Origin of the sequence: Streptomyces sp. NPDC057137, assembly GCF_042670825.1 — a bacterium.
Taxonomy (GTDB): domain Bacteria; phylum Actinomycetota; class Actinomycetes; order Streptomycetales; family Streptomycetaceae; genus Streptomyces.
Genome location: NZ_JBHUUW010000001.1, coordinates 449652 through 471415 on the forward strand (window position 1 = coordinate 449652; position 21764 = coordinate 471415).

Sequence of the window (21764 nt, forward strand, 5' to 3'; positions counted from 1 at the left end):
CCCCCTTCCCCCAGGCCCTGTAAAGCGGTTACGACGCAGGTCGGCCCGCCTTCGCACAGTGCTGCCTCCGGCACCGGAACACGCCGTGTTCGGGAGCCGGTTCACCCTTTCGGGCAGGCGCACATCGGGCGGGCGTCAGCGACGGGGCTGATATGCGCCGGGGGTGTGCCCGAAGGTGCGGCGGAAGACATCGATGAACGCGCTGGCCGACGACCAGCCGCACCTGTGGGCCACGGTGGTCACCGGGGTGTGCTCCGCGAGCAGCACCAGTGCGTGATACAGGCGCAGTTGGGTGCGCCACTGCGGGAAGGTCATACCGAGGTCGGCCTTGAAGAGACGGGAGAGAGTGCGGTCGCTGGCGCCGACTTCCCTGCCGAGTGCGGGGAGGGTGCGGTTGTCGGCGGGGTTCGTGCGCAGGATCTCGCACACCGCTTTCAGCAGAGGGGTGGTGGGGGTCGGCAGATGCACGGGCTGCTGCGGCGAGACGCGCAACTGGTCGAGCAACACGGCCCGCAGGCGGGCGCGTTCGGGGCTGTCGTCGTGCGGACCGCGCGCGTCCACGTGCGTGTTCGTGTCCGTGTCCGTGTGCGCGAGGATCAGTTCCCGAAGGAGGGGGCCGACGGTCAGCACGGTCGGCTCGTCGAGGCCGAGCGGGTTCTCGCTCGCGGGCAGGCCGACCAGACGCAGTTCGAGTTCGCCGTGGGCCTGGTGGGCGTGCACCGTGCCGGCCGGTACCCAGATGGCGCGCGTTCCCGGCGCGATCCACAACCCCGTACTGGTCGTCACGGCCAGCACGCCGCGGCCCGCGTAGACGATCTGGTGGTCGTCGTGGCGGTGGGCGTCGATGGCGGCTCCGGGCGCCAGCCACTGGGTGCGGGTCGGCGCCACAGGTGTGTGGCGGATTTCCTTCATTGTCTGGCAGTTTATCGGAAGCGCGACAGGTGACTCGGCGAAGACCATGGCGAGGTGCCAAGGAACAGATCGATCATCCTGCTCGCCGTCGGCCACGCCTGCGTGGACGTCTACCAGGGCGCTGTCGCCTCGCTGGTGCCGTTCTTCGTCGCCGAACGCGCCTACAGCTACGCCGCGGTCTCGGGCATCGTGCTCGCCGCGTCGCTGCTGTCCTCGGTGGTCCAGCCGGTGTTCGGCGCGCTCACGGACCGTTGGGCGATGCCCTGGCTCCTGCCGGCGGGCACGATTCTCGGCGGGGTGGGGATCGCGCTGAGCGGTCTGAGTGGTTCGTACGCCATGACGTTGGCGTTCGTGGCGGTGTCCGGTATCGGGGTCGCCGCCTACCATCCCGAGTCCGCCCGCGTCGCACGGCTCGCCAGCGAGGGCAGCCACAGCGCGATGGGCTGGTTCTCGCTCGGTGGCACCCTGGGCTTCGCCACCGCGCCGCTCCTGGTCACCGCGGTCGTCGCCACCGGCGGTCTGCGCCTGTCGCCACTGCTCGTGGTGCCGGCCCTCGCGGGCAGCGTGCTGTGTCTGCCCGTCCTGCGGGCGCTGCGGAAGACGGCGGATGCCGCCTCCGGCAAGGCGGTCGTGCCGGCCACCGACGACGTGGCCTCCTTCGTGAGGCTGTCACTGGCCGTGGTCTGCCGGTCCGTCGTCTTCGTCGGCCTGAGCACGTTCATCTCGCTCTACATCGAGCAGCGTCCGGGCGGCAGCAGAACGGCGGGGACCGCGGCGCTGTTCGTGCTCTACTGCGGCGGCGCGGTGGGGTCGGTGCTGGGCGGCAGCCTGGCGGACCGCTGGGACCGGGTCACGGTCGCCCGCTGGTCGTATCTCGTCTCGATCCCCGCCGTCGCGGGGATCGTGTTCGTCCCCGGCCCGGCTGTCTTCGTGTGCGTGGCGCTGACCTCGGCCGGCCTGTACGTCCCCTTCTCACTGCAGGTCACCCTCGGCCAGGACTATCTGCCCACGCGCGTCGGCACCGCCGGCGGGATCACCCTGGGGCTGACCGTCAGCATCGGTGGCCTGGCCAGCCCCCTCATCGGCACGGTCGCCGACGCGACGTCCCTGCGTACGGCCCTGACACCACTGATCCTGATGCCCGCGCTGAGCTGGCTGCTGTTCCGTACGCTGCCCGAACCGGGCGCGCCGAGTCCAACGGCGAGTCCCACGGCGACGGCGCGGCAAACCGCCGAGGCCCGGTCAGAGCCCGGGGGCACCCCAGACGGGGAACCAGCGGGCGAGGTCGGACTCGATCCGCAGGTCGTCGCCGAGGACCGCTCTGACCTGTAGCTCCCGCTGGTTGTCCCGTTTCTCGGCGGCCCCGGGAAACGGTGCGAAGGGGTAGAAGCTGCCGCGCTTGTAGAGATAGACGAGGGCGAGCGGCCGCTGCTCCGCGTCCCGGAAACTGATCAGTGAGCAGAGGAGCTGCGGGCCGAAACCGCCGTCCTGGAGCAGGGTGTTGACCGCGTGGAGATCGTTGACCAGCGTGGCCGTGTCGCCGGGCGCCTGTCGGGCGAGCAGCCAGGTGTAACCGTACGAATCCTGGCTGAACTCCACGGGGTGGCTGTCCTCGCCGGTGTCCGCGTCGAGCAGTTCCTGTACGTCCTGTCTGATCCGGGCGAAGCCGCCGCCCTCCACGCCGGCGAAACAGACCGAACCGAGGCCGGTGGGTGTGTAGCCGGCCCCGGCCTGGAGGGTGAGTGCGGCGGACGGGAGGGCGAACAGCTGGTCGAGATCGGGGCGGACCGGTTTGCTCCGGCCGAGGATGGTGTCGAGAAGGCCCACAGGACCAGCTCCTCACGGTGACGATCGGACGGGCGACGGATTCACGGGCGGGCCAGCTCGGCGGACATCCGGCCCAGCTGGTCCAGCCGCTGCTCCAGTGTCGGGTGGGAGGAGAGCAGCCGCCCCAGGCTCTCGCCGGAAGAGAAGGCCGGCACGAAGAAGAAGGCGTTGTACGGCTCCGCCTTCCGCAGGTCCCGCGTCGGGATCCGCGCCATCTGGCTGTCCACCTTGGTCAGCGCCGACGCGAGTGCCGACGGCCGTCCGGTGAGCAGCGCCGCCGTACGGTCGGCGGACAGCTCCCGATAGCGGGAGAGCAGCCGTGTGAGCAGGAAGCCGACCGCGTACACCACCGCGCTGACCAGCGGAATCAACAGGAAAGCGATACCGAGGGGACCGGAGTTGCCGGCGCTCCTCGACAGCCCGCTGTAGAGCGCGAAGCGGGTCAGCAGGCCCGCCAGCACACCCAGGAACGACGCGATGGTCATCACGGCGACGTCGCGGTGCGCGACGTGCGACATCTCGTGGGCGAGGACGCCCTCCAGCTCCTCCGGTTCCAGTCTGCGGAGCAGCCCGGTGGTGGCACAGATCAGTGCGCTGCGTTCGCTCCGGCCGGTGGCGAAGGCGTTCGGTATGTCGCTGTCCGAGATCGCCACCTTGGGCTTGGGCATGTCGGCCAGTGCGCAGATACGGTCCACGGCGCCGTGCAGCTCGGGCGCCTGCTCGGGGGTGACCTCGTGGGCGCCCATGCCGAAGGCCGCGATCTTGTCGCTGAACCAGAACTGGGCGACGAAAAGCACCCCGGCGAGGATCAGGATCACCGGCCAGAACTTCCCCAGCACGGCCAGCAGCACACCGACCAAGACCACGTACAGCAGGCCGATCAGGAACATGGTCGTCACCATGCGCGTGGTCAGGCCGCGGTCCTTCGTATAGCGGGTTCGTGTCATCGCTCGCCTCCGTCAGATCTCTACTTCTGCCATTTTCCTCCACATCTCGGCAAAACGACGTAAATGGAATGTATGGACGGTACGAGACCGGGTGGCCCGGCCCGTCACGGAAGGGTCCGGGCCGCCTAGGCTGCCACCCTGCACCGGCCTCGATCCCAGGAGCGCGAACCGTGTTCGACCTCGTACCAGAGCACCCGTATCCCGATGCCCACCGACCGGACGAGGCACCCGCACCGCACGCACTGCTCGCGCCCGTGCTCGGTCTCCTCGGCACGTGGCACGGCCGGGGACGCGGCGGATATCCGACGCTCACCGGGGACTTCACCTACGCGCAGGAGATCACCTTCAGCCACGACGGCCGACCCTTCCTCCACTACGAGACGCGGGCCTGGCTGGTCGACGCCGACGACGTACCGCTACGCCCGTCGGCGCGCGAGAGCGGCTGGTGGCGGCTGCAGCCCGACGGCCGGGTGGAGGCACTGATCACCCAGCCCACCGGCATCGCGGAGATCGCGGTGGGCCGGGCGGCCGAGAACACGGTCGACCTCGCCACCACGGAGGTGGCCCGCACCCCCACGGCCAAGCAGGTCGACGCCACCCGTCGGCGCTACACCCTGACCGACGACGGCGCGCTCACGTTCGTCCACGATCTGGCGGCGGTGGGTCAGCCGCTGCAGCACCACCTCTCGGCGCAGCTGCGACGCGGCAGGTAGTGACGCGGCGGGTAGTACGGGCATCGGGTGGGCCCGGCCGCGCGGTCGGGCGCCTTCGCTTTCCAGGTCGGGGCGTTTCATGCGCAGACCGGTGGATTGCCCCCGTTCGTGTGCACCACACCGCCTTTCCGCACCGCGGCTCCCGCGCCCGCCGGATAGTGAGGGAGCCGCCGGGGCACGGGCTCCGGCTGGAGGACCGGAGAGAAAAGGTGAGCCCCCATGCGTACCGTTGAGGCGACCGACCGTGTCGAACTTGTCTTCTCCCTGCTCGACGCCGACGGGAACGGCTGTCTGGAGGCCGAGGACTTCGAGCTGTTGGCGAGCCGGGTGTCAGCGGCGGCGCCCGCGTCCGACGATGTCGCGAAGAGCGCGCTGCTCCAGTCCTGTCGCCGCTACTGGCGGACCCTGGTCACCGAGTTGGACGCCAACGGTGACGGGCGGATCAGCCGGGAGGAGTTCACCGCGTGCGTGCTGTCGCCGGAGCGGTTCGAGGCGACGATCGACGAGTTCGCCAAGGCGCTGGCCGCGCTCGGCGCCCCGCAGGGCGACGGCCTCGTGACACGGCCCGTCTTCATGGCCCTGATGATCGCCATCGGCTTCGAACGGTCCCGTATCGACGCGCTGTTCGACGCCTTCGGCCCCGTTGACGGTGACCGGATCTCGGAGGCCGTATGGGCGGAGGGAATCAGGGACTACTACCGTCCCGAGAAGGCGGGTATCCCCGGCGACCACCTGACCGGCGTTGCGGGGCCCTGACGCCTCGGAGCCCCCGCGTACCCACGGAGGCGTTCCCCGGCCGGTAGGCCGTCGGCACCGACGAGTTAGGGTGCGGCGGTACGTACGGAAGGCGCCGGACGCCTCCGGGTGGCCGGTACGACGGGGGAACGATGCGGCGCTGGGTGAAGGTCTCTGTGGTGGCTGCGGCCGTGCTCGGGCTGGGTGGTTATCTGGCCGCGCCCTCCATGCAGGAGTGGTTGCTGGTCCGTCAGGCGTGCGACGGCGCGCTGCCGCGCGACGTCGTGAAGGGGCTCACGCCGGCGGACGCCGACCTGGAGTCCGCGGAGTCGAAGCGTACCGAGGCGCTCGGCTCCTACTCCTGTTCGCTCACCTTCGACGGCTACAACGTCTCCGGAGAACGGACCATCACGATGTCGGCGTACACCCGGCGCGACGACCAGGACCGGGCGTTCATGGCGGTCTTCACCCGGGAGGGGTTCGAGAGCCAGGAGCCGCTGCCCGGGAGCCTGCCCGGTTTCATCGACGAGAACGGCTCCATACGGTTCCTCGTGCCCTGCCCGGATCTCGGCAAGGACAGTCAGGGCCGACAGCGCAAGCTGATGGTGCAGACCTACCTGGGGCAGGCCATTCCCGCCAAAACGCAGGTGGCCGCGTACCGTATCGCCGTGGCGTTCGCCAACTCGGCCTCGGACAAGGTGGGTTGTGGCGCCGAGGCGATCGAGCCCCCGAAGAAGGACCTCCCACGGACCGATGACACCAACCAGGTGCCGGCGGTCCCCGTGGCCGAGGCGGCGGACACGGCCTGCGCCTGGGTGTCCCGGGCCGGGCTGCCGAAGGACGGCGGCTGGCGGATCAAGGTGGGCGCGAACAGCGCTGCCCCGACCGGGCGTTGCGAGCTGACGTCCGAGAGCGAGGACGGATCGTCGAGGGACGGCGCGGCGCTCGCCTTCGTGTCCTGGTACGGCGACTGGAGCAACCGGCTCACGGCGAACGAGAACGACGGCATCCCCCGGCCGGGCACCGCGAGCGCCCGCTGCGACGGCGAGGCCGCCAACTACGCCTACGCCGGCTCCCGTGACGTCATCCCCGGGGTCGACGCGGCGGCCAAGGAGCGCATGTTCAAGGAGTTCGCGCGGGACGAGGTCCGCCGCCACGGCTGCACGGACCTCCGGTTCCACTCCTGACGCGGCGTCATGACACGCCTTCACGTCGGCGGAACTATCTGAGCCACAGCCCCCGCACGTAGAAGTCGTCCATCAACTGCCGCATGGCGGAGGCTCGTCGGTCCGGTATGTGGCGCTGCTCCGCCCACCTGTCCAGCACGGTGAACAGTTGCTCCCGGCCGTCCATCAGATCGCCCCGCACGGGGCCGGCCACGGGCCGGTCGGCTATGTCGCCCACCGGGAGACGGGTCTTCAGCTGCTTCTCGGCCGGCCGGAACGTGCCCCGGGTGTGCTCGCGTACGGACCGGTCGAAGGCGTCGAGGTCGGAAATCGTGCCGTCCCTGGTGTGGTTGGCGCGGTGTTTCATCAAGGTGCCCACCCGGCCCGCCAGATCCTGGAGATCGTTGTCCGGCCAGGTCGTCGGACCCGATCTGCGGTCGGCCGGGGAGGGGCGGAAGTCCGGGTCACCGCCCTCATCGGTCAACCGCTCCAGGTAGGCGGCCAGATTGGCGCGTTCGGCGTCGTAGAGAACGGCGAACGCCTCCGGGTCCTCGGCGAGTTCGGCCACCAGGGTCTTCATGTCCGTGTTCGCGTCGTAGTCGTCGTACTCGAATCTGGTGTGCACCTCGTCGGGCGCGAGGAAGCGGCCGAGTTCCGTATAGCCGTTCTTGTCGGGCAGGGCCTCATTGGGCAGGGCCACCGGGCTGGTCGCGTCATTCCCGCCGAAGCCGTCGTCCCGACCGGCGTCCACCACGTACTCGGCCAGCATCCGTGCCACACCCGGCGCCAGCCCCGCCGGAATCTCCTCGCCGCTCAGGGCCGCCGCCACCGCGTACGCGCTACGGGCCTGCGCCGCGGTGTGCGGCTTGCCGGGTCCTGTGGCGCGGGTGCCCGCGTCCACGACGCGGCCCAGTACGCGGGCCCCGTCGCCGCACACCGCGCCGTGCGCAAGCAGATGTGAGGCGGACGAGATCCGGTCGAGTTCGTCCCCGGGATCCAGAGCCTTCGTGGCCGCCGCGGGGTCGTCGGCGAGCGCCCGGACCGACGCGGGGACCTCGTGGCACTTCTCGCCGTCCTCGTCACCGGTGACGGCCACCGCGACGGCGACTCCGGCCACCAGCACCACGAACGCCGTTCCCACCACGAGGAGTTGGTACTTCCCCGCCCGACGCAACCGGCCACGGAGCCCCGGCCGCTCGGCAGAACTCTCCGTGTCGCCTCCGCCGTTGCCACCGTCGCCGGTGCCGCCGTCGCTGTTACCGCCGTCGCCGCTTTCCCCGATGCCCCCGATACGCATCCGGCAAGACTAGGGCCTGACTTTCGGACGCCGCGGACCGGGCGCCGTCACAGCAGTACCGCGCCCGTGACCGACGCGGCCACGCCCCCCAGCAGCAGGCACAGGACGACGAAGGCGGCCTGCCGGAGCTCGGAGCGCCGACTGGCGGCACCGTCCAGGGTGAAGACCTCGGGGTCCTCGGGTGGGTGGTGGACGGTGACTTCCCGGCCGTACGCGGTGGCCGGATCGTTCCGATCAACGCGGAAGCGTGCGGTGACAACCGTTTCCTCGGGCGTGGTGAAGGTGATCACCGCCGCGTAGCTGGTCCAGGAGCCCTCCCCGTCCTCGTGCTCGGTCCTGAGGACGGCCACGACCCGGCCCGGCACGGCGACGGCGGCCTCCCATCTCGCGGCGTCGCGGCGCGCGAGGCGGAATTCGTCACGCAGGACGACCGCCATGACGGCGGTCAGTGGCACGCCCACGCCGAGAAGGGTCCACGGGTAGCCATGTCTGATCGAGGTGTCGGCGACCAGCCCCGCGTACAGCAGGAAGGCCAGGAAGTGCGGCCAGGCCAGGCCGTGCCGGTTGTCCCCGAGGTCGTACGCGATCTTGAAATTGGCGGGCTCGCCGGGTGGGTGGAGCACCGCCAGCTCGCGGCCCACCCACACCGTGTCCAGCCGGATCCCGCTGTCCCCGGCCACGTAGGGCAGGACGTGCTCCTGTCCGGTGGCGGGGTCGGGGAAGGCGATCGTCACAGGTATCCCGGCCGAGCCGTCGCTTCCGTGCTGCGGGGTCCGTACCTCGGCTATCCGCCCCGGGACCCGCACCGCCCGCTGTGCCCAGGTGACGCCGGCGAGTGACCGGCCGTACCCGATCAGCGCGAGTACGCCGCACGCCGCGCACCACAGCAGCAGCGCTCCGTGCCAGTTCATGCCCGCCCCCTGTCGTCACCCCGCCGCCCGGCGCCGATCCGCGATCAATCATGCCGCAGGGGGTGGGCGACGGGCAGTCCCCTGCGTGTCCGCCGGTCCTCCTGCGTACGCGACCGGATTCAACGCATACCTCGGAGGGTAGAAATGAGGTGTTTTGTGACTCCAGTGTTCTGTGAGTCCGGTAGGCGGCCGAGGAGGGCGGTGTCGGCGATATGAGCGGGATGCAGTTCGGAATCTTCACCGTGGGTGACGTGACCCCCGACCCGACCACAGGCGGTGCTCCCACCGAGGCGGAACGTATCCGGGCCACCGTGACCGTGGCCCGTAAGGCGGAGGAGGTCGGCCTCGACGTCTTCGCCACGGGCGAGCACCACAATCCGCCCTTCGTGCCCTCCTCCCCCACCACCCTGCTCGGGTACATCGCCGCGCTGACCGAGCGGATCATCCTGTCGACGTCGACCACGCTGATCACCACCAACGACCCCGTCAAGATCGCCGAGGACTTCAGCGTCCTCCAGCACCTGTCGGGCGGCCGGACGGACGTGATGCTGGGGCGTGGGAACACCGGGCCGGTCTATCCGTGGTTCGGCCAGGACATCCGTCAGGCCATCCCGCTGACCGTCGAGCACTACGACCTGCTGCGTCGGCTGTGGCGCGAGGAAGTGGTCGACTGGGAGGGCAAGTTGCGCTCGCCCTTGCAGGGCTTCACCCTCGTACCCCGCCCGCTGGACGGCATCCCGCCCTTCGTGTGGCACGGCTCCATCCGTACCCCCGAGATCGCGGAACTGGCCGCCTACTACGGAGACGGATTCTTCGCCAACCACATCTTCTGGCCCGCGTCGCACACCCGGAAGATGGTGGAGATGTACCGGCAGCGCTTCGCGCACTACGGGCACGGCACCCCGGAGTCCGCCGTCGTGGGCCTCGGCGGACAGGTGTTCATGCGCCCCAACAGCCAGGACGCGGTACGGGAGTTCCGGCCGTACTTCGACAACGCGCCCGTGTACGGGCACGGGCCGTCCCTGGAGGAGTTCACCTCGCTCACGCCCCTGACCGTCGGCTCCCCGCAGCAGGTGATCGACAAGACGCTGGGCTTTCGTGAGTACGCGGGCGACTACCAGCGCCAGTTGTTCCTCCTCGACCACGCGGGACTGCCGCTCAAGACGGTGCTGGAGCAGCTGGACCTCCTGGGGGAAGAGGTGGTGCCGGTCCTCCGCAAGGAATTCGCCGTCGGCAGGTCCGCCGATGCCCCGGCGGCCCCCACGCATCAGTCGCTGCTGCGGGAGCGCGACGCGGGGAATGCGGGGAATACGTGACGACCAAACTCACGATCATCACCGGCGGACTGCGCGAACCCTCCTCGACGCGCATGCTCGCCAACCGCCTGGAGGCAGCCGTACGTACACAACTCACCGCCGCCGGCATCACGGTGGAGTCCTCGTTCGTCGAACTGCGCCCCCTGGGACACGCCATCATCGACGCGATGTTCAGCGGCTTCCCGGCCGCGCCGCTCGACGAGGCGTTCGGTACGGTCGCGGACGCCGACGGGGTCATCGTGGTCACCCCCGCGTTCAACGCTTCCTTCAGCGGTCTGTTCAAGTCCTTCTTCGACGTGCTCCCGGAGGAGACGCTGTCGGACATGCCCGTGCTCATGGGTGCCACGGGCGGCACCGAACGGCACTCGCTCGTTCTCGAACACGCGCTGCGGCCGATGTTCTCGTATCTGCACGCCATCGTGTCGTCGCGGGGCGTGTACGCCGCCACGGACGACTTCGGCTCCCAGTCGGACGGGGCGGCGGTCCTGCGCGACCGCATCACGGCCGCCGCGACCGACTACGCCCGACTGGTCCAGGGATGCGGCCCCCACCGCCGGCGCGACGCCTTCAGCGAGGGGGCCGCCGCCATGGAACAACTCCTGGGCCGCGACAGGTCCTGAGGCGGACCGGTGAGCGGGGAATCAGCGGGCCGTCACTGTGTCTCGTCGAACTGGGCGAACATGTCGAGGAGCCGCTGGGGCGCGCTCGCGTCGAAGATGGTCTCCAGACCCTCGACGGACTGCTCGGCCGTCTCCTCGGAGCGCGGGAAGAGGATCTCCTCGTACGCCGTCAGCGCCGCCTCCCGGTCACCGGGATGCTCGGCCAGACAGCGCCCGAGGTCGGCGCCGTCGATCAGGGCGAGGTTGGCGCCCTCTCCGGCGAAGGGCGACATCAGGTGGGCCGCGTCGCCGAGGAGTGTCGTCCCCGGGACCCGGGGCCAGCGGTGGCCGATGGGCAGGGCGTGGATGTAGCGGGGCACGAGCGGGCCGTCCGCGTCGGAGACGAGATCTCGCAGGGCGGGGGCCCAGCCGTCGAAGTTCTTCAGCAGTTCCGTCTTCACGGTGTCGGTGTCCGGGTCGGTGAAGTCCAGGGTCCCCAGCCACTTCTCGTCCGCGCGCAGCGCCACATAGATGTGCAGACTGCCGTCGGTCTCGCGGTGGGCGAGGAAGCCCTTCTCGTCGCCGAGCGCGAAGCACATGCCGCCGCCGATCAGCGCCGCGCTCTCGGGGTGGCGCTTCTCCGCTTCGTGCAGGTCGAGTTCGACGAAGGAGATGCCGGTGTAGGCGGGCGTCTCGGCGGACATCAGAGGCCGGACGCGGGACCAGGCGCCGTCGGCGCCGATGAGCAGGTCCGTGGTGAACACGTGGCCGTCGGCCAGCGTGACCTCGTGCCTGCCGTCGCCCAGCGCGCGGCAGGAGACCGCTTTGGCGTTCCAGCGGACGGTGCCCTCAGGCAGTGAGGAGACCAGCAGGTCGCGCAGGTCGCCCCGGTCGATCTCGGGGCGCCCTCCCGTACCGTCGTCCTTCTCTTCGCGCAGGACGTGTGCGTGCTTGTCGAGGACCCGCAGCGCCTGGCCGCCGGGGTGGACCTTGGCCAGGAACGCCTCGTGCAACTGGGCCTCGCGCAGCGCCGCCTGGCCGGTTTCCTCGTGGATGTCGAGCATGCCGCCCTGCGTCCGCGCGTCGGGGGACGCCTCCAGGTCGAAGACCGTGGCGTCGATGCCGTGGACGTGCAGGACCCGGGCGAGGGTCAGGCCGCCGAGGCCGCCGCCGATGACGGCGATCGGGTGGTGGGTGGTGGTGGTCATGGGGGCGCTCCTTCTTCAGGGTGTGAGGTGCGGGGGCGGGCGCTGCCGACGGGGCCGCCGGTGGCCGAGTTCAGGGCTGTTGCCGAGGCGTGGTCAGCGCTCCGTTGACGACCGTGCGGAACATCCAGCTCAGACGTTCCCGCGGCGTGCCGGACACCAGGTCGTCGGCGAGCGCGGCGATACGGGGGTGGGTGTCGGCCGACACCTCTCGCAGGGTCCTGGCGAGTGTGTTGTGGTCGTCCCTCGCGTCGGTGTCCTCGGCGCGGGTGGACTGCTCGGCGGCGGTGGCGGTGGCGACCTGGAGCAGCACGTCCACGCCCCACGCGGCCTGGGCCCCGGGGACGCCGCCCTCGTCCAGCAGGGCGAGGACCGCCTCGACCAGCGCCAAGTAGTTGGCGCCGGACGGCCGGGCGACGAGCGCGGAGTGCGCGAGGGTCGGATGCTCGAACAGAACGCGCGTGTACGAGATGAGGACCGTGGCGAGCCGCTCGCGCCAGTCCCCTCGCGCCGTCACGGGGCGCAGATCGACCGCGCCCAGGAACTCCTCCAGAATCGCGGCGTGCAGCTCGGCCGTACTGGCGACGTAGACGTAGAGGGACGCGGGCCCGGTGTCCAGCTCCTTCGCGAGACGGCGCATGGTGACGCGCTGAAGTCCCTCCGTACGCATGATCCGTACGGCTGCCTCGACTATGCCCTGATGGCTGAGCGCGGGCTTGGCCGGACGCTCGCGGCGGCTCTTGGGCGCGGGGGGACGTGGTGTCATGCCTACGAGCGTAACGAACATGTTCGTCACGAACAAGTTCGGCCTATGCCGCCGCCCACCACCCCGCCCCCTTCGGGAGGCTCGACCGTCAGCTCGGAGGGGCGTCGGAGCCCAGGACCTTGGCCGTGAAGGACGCCAGCTGCGCCCGCATCAGCTCACGCGGCACGCGCTGCTGACCGGCGAGGTGTTCGACGAGGTCGGCGCGGGTGGCGGCGAGCAGCGCGTGGGCGGTGAAATCGCTGTCCGTGAGACCGGGGATCTGCTCAAGTACGGCCTGGAGCGTGCCGTGCCACCGCTGGTAGTGGCCCGCCCGGTACGGGCTGTCGCCGCCGATCCCTTCCAGGGCCAGCGCGAGGTGGCGGTTGTCGAGCTTGAAGCACAGGACGGCGTCGAGCAGGGCGGGTACGCGCCGGCGCGGCGGGGCGTCGGGTCCCAGCGGCGGCGGGCCCTGCTCGATGGCGCTCGCGACCGGTTCGAGCCGCGCTTCGTACAGCGCGTGGATCAGGCCGGTGCGATCGCCGAAAGCACGGAAGAGCGTCGCCTTGCCGACACCGGCCGCCGCCGCGATGTCGGCCATCGTGACCGACTCGGGGCTCTCGCAGTGGGCGAAGAGGTCGTCGGCCGCCGCGAGGGCGGCGGCCCGGTTGCGGGCCGCGTCCTTGCGCGGCTTGCGCTCGGGCACCGGCACTGGCGCTGGCGCTGACATGAGATTCCTCCGTTGCTTGCAAAGCGGACCCAAGGTCCGTATCGTTCAACAAGAAGCGGACCCACGGTCCGTATCGTACTGGATGGAGCACCTCATGCCCACGAACACGGCACCGGCCCCGGCACCCGCCCCGACACCCGCAGCCGCAGCCGCACCTGCGGACCTGTATCGCCAAGGACTGCGACTGCTGGTGGAAAAGGACATCCCCGGCTGGGTCGACCTCTGGGACACCGACGGCGTGCTCGAATTCCCGTTCGCGCCCGACGGCTGGCCGAAGCGGCTGGACGGCAAGGCCGCGATCGGTGACTACATGCGCGGCTACCCCGACCACATCGACGTCCACGACTTCCCCGACGTGGAGATCCACCGGACCACCGTCCCGGAGACGATCGTGGTCGAGATGCGCGGGGTGGGCCGGCTGGTGGAGACCGACAAGCCGTTCGACATGACCTACATCGCCGTGGTGACCGTCAAGAACGGCCTCATCACCCACTACCGCGACTACTGGAACCCGCTCGCGGTCCAGGACCCCTCGGTCGACTTCACAGGGAAGAACTGATGAGCACTCCCGGACGGACGACCACCCCCGGAAGTACGACGACTCCCGGCACGACCCTGGTCATAGGCGCCACGGGCACCACCGGCAGCCGCGTCGCCGCCCAACTCGCCGCGGGCGGGCACCGCGTGAAGGCCGCGAGCCGACGAGCCACCGCCGTGACCGGCACCGAGGCCGTCCGCTTCGACTGGAACGACCCCACGACGTACGACGAAGCCCTCAGCGGCACGGACCGGGTCTATCTCATTCCGCCGCTCGGCTCCCTGGAGCCGGCCGACATCATGCTGCCCTTCCTCCAGCAGGCCCGTACGGCCGGCGTGCGCCGTGCCGTACTGCTCAGTTCGTCGGCGATCCCCGCCGGCGGTCCGTCCACGGGACAGATCCACCAGGCGCTGCCCGGCCTGTTCGACGAATGGGCGGTGCTGCGGCCCTCGTGGTTCATGCAGAACTTCGCCGGCGACCACCCGCACGCACAGAGCATCCGGGCGGACGGGACCGTCGTGACGGCCACGGGTGACGGCCGTGTCGGGTTCATCGACGCCGACGACATCGCCGGCGTCGCCGTCCGCGCGCTGGCCGACACCCAGGCCCCCAACAGTGAACTCGTCATCACCGGTCCACAGGCGCTGAGTTACGGCGACATCGCCGCCGTACTCGCCGAGGTCACGGGCCGGACCGTCACCCATCGACAGCTGACGTACGAGGAGATGCGCGACCGTCTGGCAACCTTGATGCCCGCCGAGTACGCCGCGCTGCTCGCCGGCATGGACCGATCCATCTCGGAGGGGACCGAGGACCGCACCACCGACACGGTGCGGCGCGTCACCGGCCGCCCGCCGCGCACCTTCCGCGCCTTCGCCGAGCGGGAGTTGGCCTGAGCCGGCGCACACCACAACCCGTCGGCCGCCCTACCGTTCGGCGCGGCGTTCCGTGTGGGCCGAGCGCACGGTCGGCCAGTTCTGGGGCGGCACGGCTTCCCGCGTCAGGCCGGTGAGGACCGCCCGTACGACGCGCTCCGCCTCGCGAGCGACGGCCTGCGGCTCGTCGAGCCGGGCCAGCCCGTCGACAAGCAGCGTCGCGAGTCCGTGGATGGCGGCCCAGACGACGAAGTCGGCCCCGGGGCGGGCGGCTTCCGACAGTCCGCCGGCCTCGACGAGCCGGTCGAGTTCGGCGTCGAGGAGGTCGTGCGGGTGGGGCGCGCTCCCGGAGTCGGGACGAGGGCCGGAGTCGGAGTCAGGATCCGAGCCGGAATCCGAGCCGGGCTCGACGGCCCCCGCGCCGAAGGCCAGCCGCGCGACCGAGGGATCCTCGACGGCCCACTGCACGTAGGTGCGCCCGACGGCGACCAGGCGCCGCTGGTGATCGGTGCCCGCCTCCGGGCCGGCGGTTCGGCCGACGGCCTGGCTCAGGCGTTCGCCCAGCCGGGCGAGTACGCGCCGCCTCAGTGCGCGCACCAGTGCGTCGCGTGAGGCGAAGTGGTGGTACGCGGCGCTGGAACTGACCCCGACGCGCGCCGACGCCTCGCGCAGCGACCAGCCGTCGGCGCCGCGTTCGCGGACCAGCGCCTCCGCGGCGTCCAGCAGCGCGTTCCGCAGTTCACCGTGGTGGTAGTGCTGTCTCGCCATCCGTCGATCCTACCGCCAATCTTAACGGCGCTCAGATCGGTGTTACATTCGACGCACGCCATCTGAACGCTGATTAGATTGGAGTGCGGCCATGTGCACCTCAGAACCTTCGGTGAGTACGGGCGGCATCGACCCGAAGGGCGCGCCGGACATCGGCGGAGCGCCGGCGCCGATCGTGAGCGGTGAACCGGTCCAGGTCTCGGACGGCGTCTTCGTGATACCCGACCGGCGCGTGGACCTCGTACCGAACATCGGCATCGTCGTGGGCGAGAAGGCGGCGCTGGTCATCGACACCGGCATGGGCCCCCGCAACGGCGCCCACGTCCTGGAGCAGGCCCGGCTCCTGGCCGGTGATCTGCCGCTCTATCTGACGATCACGCACTTCCACCCCGAACACGGCTTCGGCGCACAGGCGTTCAAAGGCGCGGCCACGATCGTGTACAACCGCGGCCAGCGCGATGAACTGCACCGCAAGGGCTCCGCGTACATCGACATGTTCCGGAACATGAGCCCCGCCGTCGCGGCCGAACTCGACGGCGTCGAGCTGGTCGACCCCGATCTCGTGTACGACGACCGGGCCGAGATCGACCTCGGCGGCCGTACGGCGGTGCTGCGCACCGTCGGCCCGGCGCACACCGCCTCCGACCAGACCGTGCTCATCGACGACCGGGTGCTGTTCGGCGGGGACCTGTTCGAGACCCGCATCTTCCCGATCACCCCGTACTTCCCGCCGTACGACGTCGATGTCGACGGCCCGCGCTGGATCACCGTGCTCGATCAACTCGCCGCCCTCGAAGCGGAGATCGTCGTTCCCGGGCACGGCGAGGTGTCGGACACCTCGCTGATCCGCGACGTACGCGACTACCTGGCCCACGTGCGCGACGAGGTCGAGCGCCTGCGCACGAGCGGCGCGTCCGCCGACGAGGCGGCGGCCACGATCGAGAAGGCGGCGCGCGCCCGCTGGAGCACCTGGGAGCGGCCCGAGTGGATCGGCCTCGCTGTTCAGGCGTTCTACGCGGCCGGCTCCACGAACTGACGATCCACCCGGCGGTCGGGTCCACCACGCCCGCCGGAAGGTCCGGATCCGTCCGTAGGTTGACGGGCGGTCCGGACCTTCCGGTCGGCTTCAGTTGGCCTTCGGTCGGTTGTCGCTCAGCTTTCGGTCAGACGCGGTCGGCCGCGATCAGCAGGTACTGGAAGGAGCCGTCCTTGTACGAGTTGATGAACGCCTCCTCGATGCCGGTGACCAGCGAAGACGTGGCCCGTAGCTCCCAGTAGGGCAGCGTCTCGGGGGTCAGGTCGATGATGGCCTGCGGTACGAGACGGTTGTCGGCCATGGCCTTCAGATACTCACGGCGGGAGTGGATGTTGCACTCGAAGTGCGCGTTGATCTGGGAGACCCACTTCGAGGGCTGGCCGTAACGCGGGTTCCAGCAGCCGGTGATGGTCACATAGCGGCCGCCGATCCGGAGGACGCGGGAGTGCTCGGCGAAGAGGTCGTCCAGGTCGACGTACATGCTCGACTCGTTGTTCCACGAGCCTGCGGCCTGCCCCGTCTCGAAGGGCGTGTCGAGCATGTTGCACACGCGGGCCTGGACATGGTCCTCGATGCCGAGTTCCTGGGCACGCCGGTTGGCGAACTCGGCCTGTTTGGCCGACAGGGTGACGCCCTCGACCGTGCAGCCGAACCGCTGATGGGCCATGACCATCGAACCGCCCCGGCCGCAGCCGGCGTCCATGAGTGTGTCGTCGCGCCCGATGGAACCGAGCTGGTCCAGGAGGACTTCGGCCTGGGCCGACTCCAGCCGGTGAAGCTCGGCGATCAGCCTCTTCTCGTACCCGCTGTCCTCCGGGTCCCCCAGGGCGGCGTGGTCGATGTCGCCGAGGCCGTAGTGGTGGTGGTAGAGCCCGTCGACGTCACCGAGACGCAGATTCACGGGCCTGGCCTCACCGTCCCAGTAGCGGGCGATGTCACCCTGGTACGGCGACGCCGGGGCGGGGATGTACACGGACGTGCCGGTGCTGAGCTGGGTGCTGGTCACAGTGAAATGCGCTCCTTACCAGAAATCGGGCAGGCTGTATCGGTAGGTGTTGGTCTGGTGCCAGTAGTGGTTGCCGTCGACCCACACGGCCACTCCCCGGAGGAAACGCAGCACGCTCGGGACGGGGCAGGCGGCCGCCAGGGCGGCGGCTTCGGCTTCGAAGTCGCGCATGAGGTCGTTGTGGACCTCGATCGCCTTCAGATAGGCGTCCCGGTCGGAGACGCCCTCACGTTCGGCGATCACCACGGGCAGGTTCAAGTGCCGTCCGGGGCTCTTGAGTTCCTTCGTGTACGAATACAGGTCGTTCACGATCGTGGTGGCGTTGCCGGCGAGCGCGATGACCCGCTGCATGGCGGGCTGGGCGTGCAGGTCCGCGGGCAGTTCGTAGCCGCCGACGGTGTCGGTGATCGTGGGGCAGGGGCGGAAGTTGTTGAACTGGCGCATCGCCAGGTACTCCCACACCTCGGGAAGGTGATCCGTCTCGGCCCACGCGGCCTCGGCGAGATAGCCCAGGTGCAGACGGGCCATGTCGTGCCGGTACCGGTCGGCCTGCGAGGGAGTGGACTGCCGGCAGAAGTACTCCATCGCGGAGCGGTAGGCGCGCCGGGGTCCGTCGGACTGGAGCGACTCCGCCCACTGCGATGCGTAGTCCTTCGTCGTGTGCACCGGGTCGAGAGCCGTGTGCGCGAGCAGGAGACGGCCGCCGAGTCCGACGGGTGAGCCGCCGTGATCCTCGCAGTAGCAGTCGTCGACCGCGTTCTCGGCGACCATCAGCCGGGTGGCGATCATCAGGTGGTCGACGGTGGGGGCGTCCGGATGGCAGGCGACCATGTAGCGGCCGACGGAGAAGCCGTCGAACTGATCCTGCCACTCCGGCGGGAACGCCTGGACCTCGTCCACCGCCCACGTTCTGATCCGGCGTCCGACCTCCTCCACCCGTACCGGGTCGGGCTGCGGCACCGGGTGGTGATAGAGACCGGGGATCGGTCTGCCCTCCGCTTCCTCCTCCGGGGTCTCGGGCTGCGGAGGATCCGGGAGAGCGGTGCTTTCGGGGGGAGTTGGAGGTGCCGCGGGTCGGCCCAGGTGCAGGCTGGCCGTGCCCAGACCACTGGGGCCGCCCAGGATCCGTTCCAGGGCAGGGCTCGGTTGCCTCACCGCGGCGGCGGACGGACTCGGCTGCAGAGAGGAAGGCCCGGGATCGGGCATCCGTAACTCCTTGGGGTCGTGGTGCCCGGTCGGTACTACGACCGTGTGCGGGCGATCTGCACGTTCTCCAGCACGCCGAGCGCGTCGGGCACCAGGACGGCGGTGGAGTAGTAGGTGCTGACCAGGTACGAGATGATCGCCTGCTCGCTGATGCCCATGAAGCGGACCGACAGACCCGGTTCGTACTCGTCCGGCAGGCCGGTCTGGCGCAGACCGACGACCCCCTGGTTGTCCTCGCCGGTGCGCATGGCGATGATCGAGCTGGTGTTCTGTTTGGTGACGGGGATCTTGCCGCAGGGCAGGATCGGTACGCCGCGCCAGGCCGGGACCTGCTGGCCGCCGAGGTCGACGTGGTCCGGATAGAGCCCGCGGGCGTTCAGCTCACGCCCGATCGCCGCGATCGTCTTGGGGTGGGCGAGGAAGACCTTGGTGCCGCGGCGGCGGCAGAGCAGCTCGTCGAGGTCGTCCGGGGTGGGCGGACCGGAGTGGGGCTGGATGCGCTGCTTGAAGTCGGCGTTGTGGAGCAGGCCGAACTCCCGGTTGTTGACCAGCTCGTACTCCTGGCGCTCACGCAACGCCTCGATGGTGAGCCGGAGTTGCTCCTCGGTCTGGTTCATCGGCCCGTTGTAGAGGTCGGCGACCCGGCTGTGGACGCGCAGAACGGTCTGCGCGACGGAGAGTTCGTACTCGCGCGGCTTCAGTTCGTAGTCCACGAACGCGCCGGGCAGCGCGGCCTCGCCGGTGTGGCCGGCCGACATCGCGATCTCGGCCTCGCCGTGCCGGTTCTGCCGCTGGTGGGGAATCGAGCTGAACCCCTCGACGTGGGTCCGGAGGCCGGGCGCCGAGGACAGTACGGCGGCGAAGTCGGCCCGGGACAGGGTGAGAAGGGTGCCGTTGGTCTCGGCGGTGGCCGTGTAGTCCCACCTCGCGTCGGTGTCCAGGAGCGCGTCCTCACCGAAGTGGTCGCCGTCGGCGAGGACCGCGACGGCCAGTTCGTCGCCGTACTTGCCGACGGAGGTCTGATTGACGCGACCGTGCGCGATGAGGTGGATCTGCTCGGCGGGCGTTCCTCGCTCGGCCAGCGTCTCGCCCGCGCGGAAGTCGCGCTGGACGCACCGGTCGGCGAGCGCGCTCAGCACCTCGTCGTCCTCGAAGCCGCTCAGCAGGGCCAGTTCGCCGAGTTCGCGGGGGATCACCCGGACGTTGGCACCGTCCTGAACGAACTCCACGCGCCCGTCGCCGACGGTGTAGCTCAGCCGACGGTTCACCCGGTAGACACCGCCCTTGGCCTCGACCCAGGGAAGCGTCCGCAGCAGCCACCGGGAGGTGATCTCCTGCATCTGCGGGGCGGACTTGGTGGTGGTGGCGAGATTGCGGGCAGCCGCGGTGCCGAGACTGGACTGCGGTGGCGACTCCTGCTGTGCTTCCGGGCTGCTGTCGACGGTCATCGGGTGGGTTCTCCTTTGCGACGGCGGTGCTGGGCGGACATACGCGTAATCGCGGGCAATCCGTCCAGGTCCATGGGAACGCTAACGGCCGTCGCGCCCAACTCGGCCGAAGATTCCGCCGAGTTACCTCGATGCGGCGATCTTGTTCGCCATGAGGTTTATCCGACTGACCGGCGGTGTTCGAACGGTGCGATCAACCAGTGCGATCAACCAGTGCCGTGCACCGGGGAGTCAGGAGTTCACTCCGCGGCCTGGCCCTTCGGCGCCGGCGGCCTGCCGGGCGCGGCGAACGCGGCCAGCAGACCGACAACGGCCAGGCCCGCCGCCACCCCGAAGGCCAGCGCGTAACCCGAGGCATAGGCATGCCGGGCAAGCGCCGCCGCGGGCCGGCCGCCCTCGTCGAGGACCGTGTCGATACGGGAGGTGGCCACCGCCGCGAGGACGGCGAGGCCCAGCGCGCCGCCCAGTTGCCGGGTCGCGTTGAGCAACCCCGAAGCGAGACCGGCCTGTTCGGGCGCGACACCGGCGACCCCCGCGATGGCCGATGCGGACATCGAGAGGCCCTGGCCCGCGCCGAGGATGATCGTGGGCCCCAGAAGTCCGCCGACGAAGGTGGAGTCCTCGGTGATCCGGGACAGCCACAGCAGCCCTCCGGCGGTCAGCGCCATACCCGCCAGCAGCGTCGCACGGGGACCGGCCCGGCGGACGAGGGCGGCCGAGAACTGTGCGGCCACCATGATGGAGAAGGCCAGCGGGAGGTACGCGAAGCCGGTGCGCAGCGGGCTGTAGTCCCGTACTTGGCTGAGGAAGAGCGTCAGGAAGTAGAACATGCTGAACAGCGCGGCCCCGCTCGTCATCGCGACCACGTTGGCCGCGGTGACGGACCTGGACCGGAAGATCCCGAGCGGCATCAGGGGCTGGGCCGCGAACTTCCCCTCGACCAGCAGGAATACGACCACCAGCGCGATACCGGTCAGCAGCGGCACCAGGGTCTGCGCCGAGTCCCAGCCGCGCGGTCCGCTCCGCACGATGCCGAGCACGAGGGCGAGCAGACCGACGGTGACGGTGACCGCGCCCGTGACGTCGAGCCGGCGGTCCTGCCCGTCGTGCCGCAGCTCCGTGATGGCCCGCAGGACACCGAAGATGAGCAGCAGGCCGATCGGGATGTTCACGAACAGGATCCACCGCCAGGACAGGCTTTCGGTGAGCACCCCGCCCGCCAGGGCACCGAACGCGCCGCCGGCGCCGGACACGGCACCCCAGGCGCCGAACGCCTTGTGCCGCTGGTGCGGGTCCTTGAACGTCGTACCGAGCACCGCCAGCGTGGTCGGCGCGATCACCGCGGCTGCCAGCCCTTGGACCGCGCGGGCCACGATCAGGGTGCCCGCGTTCTGGCTCAGGCCGCCGGCCAGGCTGGCGAGCGTGAAGAGGGCGACGCCGGACAGGAAGATCCGGCGCCGGCCGAAGAGATCGGCGATCCGCCCGCCGAGCAGCAGGAAGCCCGCGAAGGTCACCGTGTAGGCGTTGACCACCCACTGGAGGCCGCCGGCGCTGAAGCCCAGGCTGCTCTGGATGCTGGGCAGTGCGACGTTGACGATCGCCACGCTGAGCGTGACGAGGAACTGCGCGAGACAGCAGACAGTCAGAACGAGTCCGAGCCGGGGCTCGCCGGCGGGGTGGACCTCGGTCGGGTTCGAGGCACCGGAGCGCGCCGTGGACGTACTCATGGGGGACTCTCTTCTCGGGGCGGGATGAGGACGGGACAGCCGAGGGCCGTGCGGGGCGTG

Annotated in this window: 22 protein-coding genes; 9 read left to right on the plus strand and 13 right to left on the minus strand. The window is 70.2% G+C overall.

Features of this window, described 5'->3' with window-relative positions; genetic code table 11:
- Positions 1 to 135: 135 nt before the first annotated feature.
- Positions 136 to 912: an AraC family transcriptional regulator gene (locus tag ACFT9I_RS01895; RefSeq protein ID WP_382559347.1), complete on the minus strand. Its 777-nt coding sequence runs from the start codon at positions 910 to 912 to the stop codon at positions 136 to 138.
- Positions 913 to 966: 54 nt separating this feature from the next.
- Between ACFT9I_RS01895 and ACFT9I_RS01900 the strand changes: the two genes are divergently transcribed.
- On the plus strand, positions 967 to 2244 hold the full coding sequence (locus ACFT9I_RS01900; protein ID WP_382559349.1) for an MFS transporter: 1278 nt from the start codon (positions 967 to 969) through the stop codon (positions 2242 to 2244).
- Here ACFT9I_RS01900 and ACFT9I_RS01905 read toward each other — a convergent pair.
- A complete protein-coding gene (locus tag ACFT9I_RS01905; RefSeq protein WP_382559351.1) occupies positions 2155 to 2739 on the minus strand; it encodes a hypothetical protein in 585 nt (194 codons plus the stop codon). The genes ACFT9I_RS01900 and ACFT9I_RS01905 overlap by 90 nt on opposite strands.
- A gap of 41 nt (positions 2740 to 2780) precedes the next feature.
- Complete coding sequence (gene htpX, locus ACFT9I_RS01910) at positions 2781 to 3686, minus strand: zinc metalloprotease HtpX (RefSeq protein WP_382559353.1); 906 nt, start codon at positions 3684 to 3686, stop codon at positions 2781 to 2783.
- Positions 3687 to 3856: 170 nt separating this feature from the next.
- Here htpX and ACFT9I_RS01915 point away from each other — a divergent pair, with 170 nt between their 5' ends.
- From ACFT9I_RS01915 to ACFT9I_RS01925, 3 genes are all read left to right on the plus strand, one after another.
- The gene (locus ACFT9I_RS01915) at positions 3857 to 4399 is read left to right on the plus strand and encodes an FABP family protein (protein ID WP_382559355.1); all 543 of its coding nucleotides are present in this window, start codon (positions 3857 to 3859) and stop codon (positions 4397 to 4399) included.
- Positions 4400 to 4618: 219 nt separating this feature from the next.
- Positions 4619 to 5155 (plus strand): EF-hand domain-containing protein, encoded by a 537-nt coding sequence (locus ACFT9I_RS01920; RefSeq protein ID WP_382559357.1) that lies wholly within the window; start codon positions 4619 to 4621, stop codon positions 5153 to 5155.
- A gap of 158 nt (positions 5156 to 5313) precedes the next feature.
- A complete protein-coding gene (locus ACFT9I_RS01925; RefSeq protein WP_382559359.1) occupies positions 5314 to 6321 on the plus strand; it encodes a hypothetical protein in 1008 nt (335 codons plus the stop codon).
- A gap of 34 nt (positions 6322 to 6355) precedes the next feature.
- Here ACFT9I_RS01925 and ACFT9I_RS01930 read toward each other — a convergent pair whose 3' ends face one another.
- Positions 6356 to 7597 (minus strand): hypothetical protein, encoded by a 1242-nt coding sequence (locus ACFT9I_RS01930; RefSeq protein WP_382559360.1) that lies wholly within the window; start codon positions 7595 to 7597, stop codon positions 6356 to 6358.
- A 47-nt stretch (positions 7598 to 7644) separates the two neighbouring features.
- Complete coding sequence (locus ACFT9I_RS01935) at positions 7645 to 8508, minus strand: DUF3592 domain-containing protein (RefSeq protein WP_382559362.1); 864 nt, start codon at positions 8506 to 8508, stop codon at positions 7645 to 7647.
- Positions 8509 to 8729: 221 nt separating this feature from the next.
- Here ACFT9I_RS01935 and ACFT9I_RS01940 point away from each other — a divergent pair, with 221 nt between their 5' ends.
- On the plus strand, positions 8730 to 9824 hold the full coding sequence (locus ACFT9I_RS01940) for an LLM class flavin-dependent oxidoreductase (protein WP_382559617.1): 1095 nt from the start codon (positions 8730 to 8732) through the stop codon (positions 9822 to 9824).
- Positions 9821 to 10444, plus strand: a complete 624-nt coding sequence (locus ACFT9I_RS01945; RefSeq protein WP_382559364.1) for a CE1759 family FMN reductase — start codon at positions 9821 to 9823, stop codon at positions 10442 to 10444. The genes ACFT9I_RS01940 and ACFT9I_RS01945 overlap by 4 nt, the downstream gene beginning before the upstream one ends.
- 32 nt (positions 10445 to 10476) lie before the next feature.
- Here the strand turns inward: ACFT9I_RS01945 and ACFT9I_RS01950 are convergent, their stop codons facing one another.
- The 3 genes from ACFT9I_RS01950 to ACFT9I_RS01960 all read right to left on the minus strand — a co-directional run bounded on the left by ACFT9I_RS01950 (position 10477) and on the right by ACFT9I_RS01960 (position 13076).
- Positions 10477 to 11631 (minus strand): FAD-dependent oxidoreductase, encoded by a 1155-nt coding sequence (locus ACFT9I_RS01950; protein WP_382559366.1) that lies wholly within the window; start codon positions 11629 to 11631, stop codon positions 10477 to 10479.
- A gap of 70 nt (positions 11632 to 11701) precedes the next feature.
- The gene (locus ACFT9I_RS01955; protein WP_382559367.1) at positions 11702 to 12394 is read right to left on the minus strand and encodes a TetR/AcrR family transcriptional regulator; all 693 of its coding nucleotides are present in this window, start codon (positions 12392 to 12394) and stop codon (positions 11702 to 11704) included.
- An 88-nt stretch (positions 12395 to 12482) separates the two neighbouring features.
- Positions 12483 to 13076, minus strand: coding sequence for a TetR/AcrR family transcriptional regulator (locus ACFT9I_RS01960; protein WP_382559620.1), 594 nt, complete (start codon positions 13074 to 13076; stop codon positions 12483 to 12485).
- Positions 13077 to 13194: 118 nt separating this feature from the next.
- Between ACFT9I_RS01960 and ACFT9I_RS01965 the strand changes: the two genes are divergently transcribed.
- Both ACFT9I_RS01965 and ACFT9I_RS01970 read left to right on the plus strand, forming a co-directional pair.
- Positions 13195 to 13659: a nuclear transport factor 2 family protein gene (locus tag ACFT9I_RS01965; RefSeq protein ID WP_382559369.1), complete on the plus strand. Its 465-nt coding sequence runs from the start codon at positions 13195 to 13197 to the stop codon at positions 13657 to 13659.
- Complete coding sequence (locus tag ACFT9I_RS01970; RefSeq protein ID WP_382559371.1) at positions 13659 to 14534, plus strand: ergot alkaloid biosynthesis protein; 876 nt, start codon at positions 13659 to 13661, stop codon at positions 14532 to 14534. The genes ACFT9I_RS01965 and ACFT9I_RS01970 overlap by 1 nt, the downstream gene beginning before the upstream one ends.
- A 30-nt stretch (positions 14535 to 14564) precedes the next feature.
- Here ACFT9I_RS01970 and ACFT9I_RS01975 read toward each other — a convergent pair whose 3' ends face one another.
- Positions 14565 to 15281: a TetR/AcrR family transcriptional regulator gene (locus ACFT9I_RS01975; protein ID WP_382559373.1), complete on the minus strand. Its 717-nt coding sequence runs from the start codon at positions 15279 to 15281 to the stop codon at positions 14565 to 14567.
- Between the two features lie 91 nt (positions 15282 to 15372).
- On the opposite strand from ACFT9I_RS01975, the gene ACFT9I_RS01980 reads away from it, so the two are divergent.
- A complete protein-coding gene (locus ACFT9I_RS01980) occupies positions 15373 to 16317 on the plus strand; it encodes an MBL fold metallo-hydrolase (protein ID WP_382559375.1) in 945 nt (314 codons plus the stop codon).
- A 127-nt stretch (positions 16318 to 16444) separates the two neighbouring features.
- On the opposite strand, the gene ACFT9I_RS01985 is transcribed toward ACFT9I_RS01980, so the two are convergent.
- From ACFT9I_RS01985 to ACFT9I_RS02000, 4 genes are all read right to left on the minus strand, one after another.
- Positions 16445 to 17323, minus strand: coding sequence for a geranyl diphosphate 2-C-methyltransferase (locus tag ACFT9I_RS01985; protein WP_382559377.1), 879 nt, complete (start codon positions 17321 to 17323; stop codon positions 16445 to 16447).
- 15 nt (positions 17324 to 17338) lie between these two features.
- A complete protein-coding gene (locus ACFT9I_RS01990) occupies positions 17339 to 18529 on the minus strand; it encodes a family 2 encapsulin nanocompartment cargo protein terpene cyclase (protein ID WP_382559379.1) in 1191 nt (396 codons plus the stop codon).
- A 35-nt stretch (positions 18530 to 18564) separates the two neighbouring features.
- A complete protein-coding gene (locus ACFT9I_RS01995) occupies positions 18565 to 19977 on the minus strand; it encodes a family 2B encapsulin nanocompartment shell protein (RefSeq protein ID WP_382559381.1) in 1413 nt (470 codons plus the stop codon).
- Between the two features lie 239 nt (positions 19978 to 20216).
- The gene (locus ACFT9I_RS02000) at positions 20217 to 21704 is read right to left on the minus strand and encodes an MFS transporter (RefSeq protein ID WP_382559383.1); all 1488 of its coding nucleotides are present in this window, start codon (positions 21702 to 21704) and stop codon (positions 20217 to 20219) included.
- Between the last annotated feature and the right edge of the window lie 60 nt (positions 21705 to 21764).

Excerpts from the sequence above, each read along its gene's own strand:
- ACFT9I_RS01895 (WP_382559347.1), bottom strand. The coding sequence starts at position 912 with ATGAAGGAAATCCGCCACACACCTGTGGCGCCGACCCGCACCCAGTGG.
- htpX (WP_382559353.1), bottom strand. The coding sequence starts at position 3,686 with ATGACACGAACCCGCTATACGAAGGACCGCGGCCTGACCACGCGCATG.
- ACFT9I_RS01920 (WP_382559357.1), top strand. The coding sequence starts at position 4,619 with ATGCGTACCGTTGAGGCGACCGACCGTGTCGAACTTGTCTTCTCCCTG.
- ACFT9I_RS01930 (WP_382559360.1), bottom strand. The coding sequence starts at position 7,597 with ATGCGTATCGGGGGCATCGGGGAAAGCGGCGACGGCGGTAACAGCGAC.
- ACFT9I_RS01935 (WP_382559362.1), bottom strand. The coding sequence starts at position 8,508 with ATGAACTGGCACGGAGCGCTGCTGCTGTGGTGCGCGGCGTGCGGCGTA.
- ACFT9I_RS01940 (WP_382559617.1), top strand. The coding sequence starts at position 8,730 with ATGCAGTTCGGAATCTTCACCGTGGGTGACGTGACCCCCGACCCGACC.
- ACFT9I_RS01950 (WP_382559366.1), bottom strand. The coding sequence starts at position 11,631 with ATGACCACCACCACCCACCACCCGATCGCCGTCATCGGCGGCGGCCTC.
- ACFT9I_RS01955 (WP_382559367.1), bottom strand. The coding sequence starts at position 12,394 with ATGACACCACGTCCCCCCGCGCCCAAGAGCCGCCGCGAGCGTCCGGCC.
- ACFT9I_RS01965 (WP_382559369.1), top strand. The coding sequence starts at position 13,195 with ATGCCCACGAACACGGCACCGGCCCCGGCACCCGCCCCGACACCCGCA.
- ACFT9I_RS01970 (WP_382559371.1), top strand. The coding sequence starts at position 13,659 with ATGAGCACTCCCGGACGGACGACCACCCCCGGAAGTACGACGACTCCC.
- ACFT9I_RS01975 (WP_382559373.1), bottom strand. The coding sequence starts at position 15,281 with ATGGCGAGACAGCACTACCACCACGGTGAACTGCGGAACGCGCTGCTG.
- ACFT9I_RS01980 (WP_382559375.1), top strand. The coding sequence starts at position 15,373 with ATGTGCACCTCAGAACCTTCGGTGAGTACGGGCGGCATCGACCCGAAG.
- ACFT9I_RS01990 (WP_382559379.1), bottom strand. The coding sequence starts at position 18,529 with ATGCCCGATCCCGGGCCTTCCTCTCTGCAGCCGAGTCCGTCCGCCGCC.
- ACFT9I_RS01995 (WP_382559381.1), bottom strand. The coding sequence starts at position 19,977 with ATGACCGTCGACAGCAGCCCGGAAGCACAGCAGGAGTCGCCACCGCAG.
- ACFT9I_RS02000 (WP_382559383.1), bottom strand. The coding sequence starts at position 21,704 with ATGAGTACGTCCACGGCGCGCTCCGGTGCCTCGAACCCGACCGAGGTC.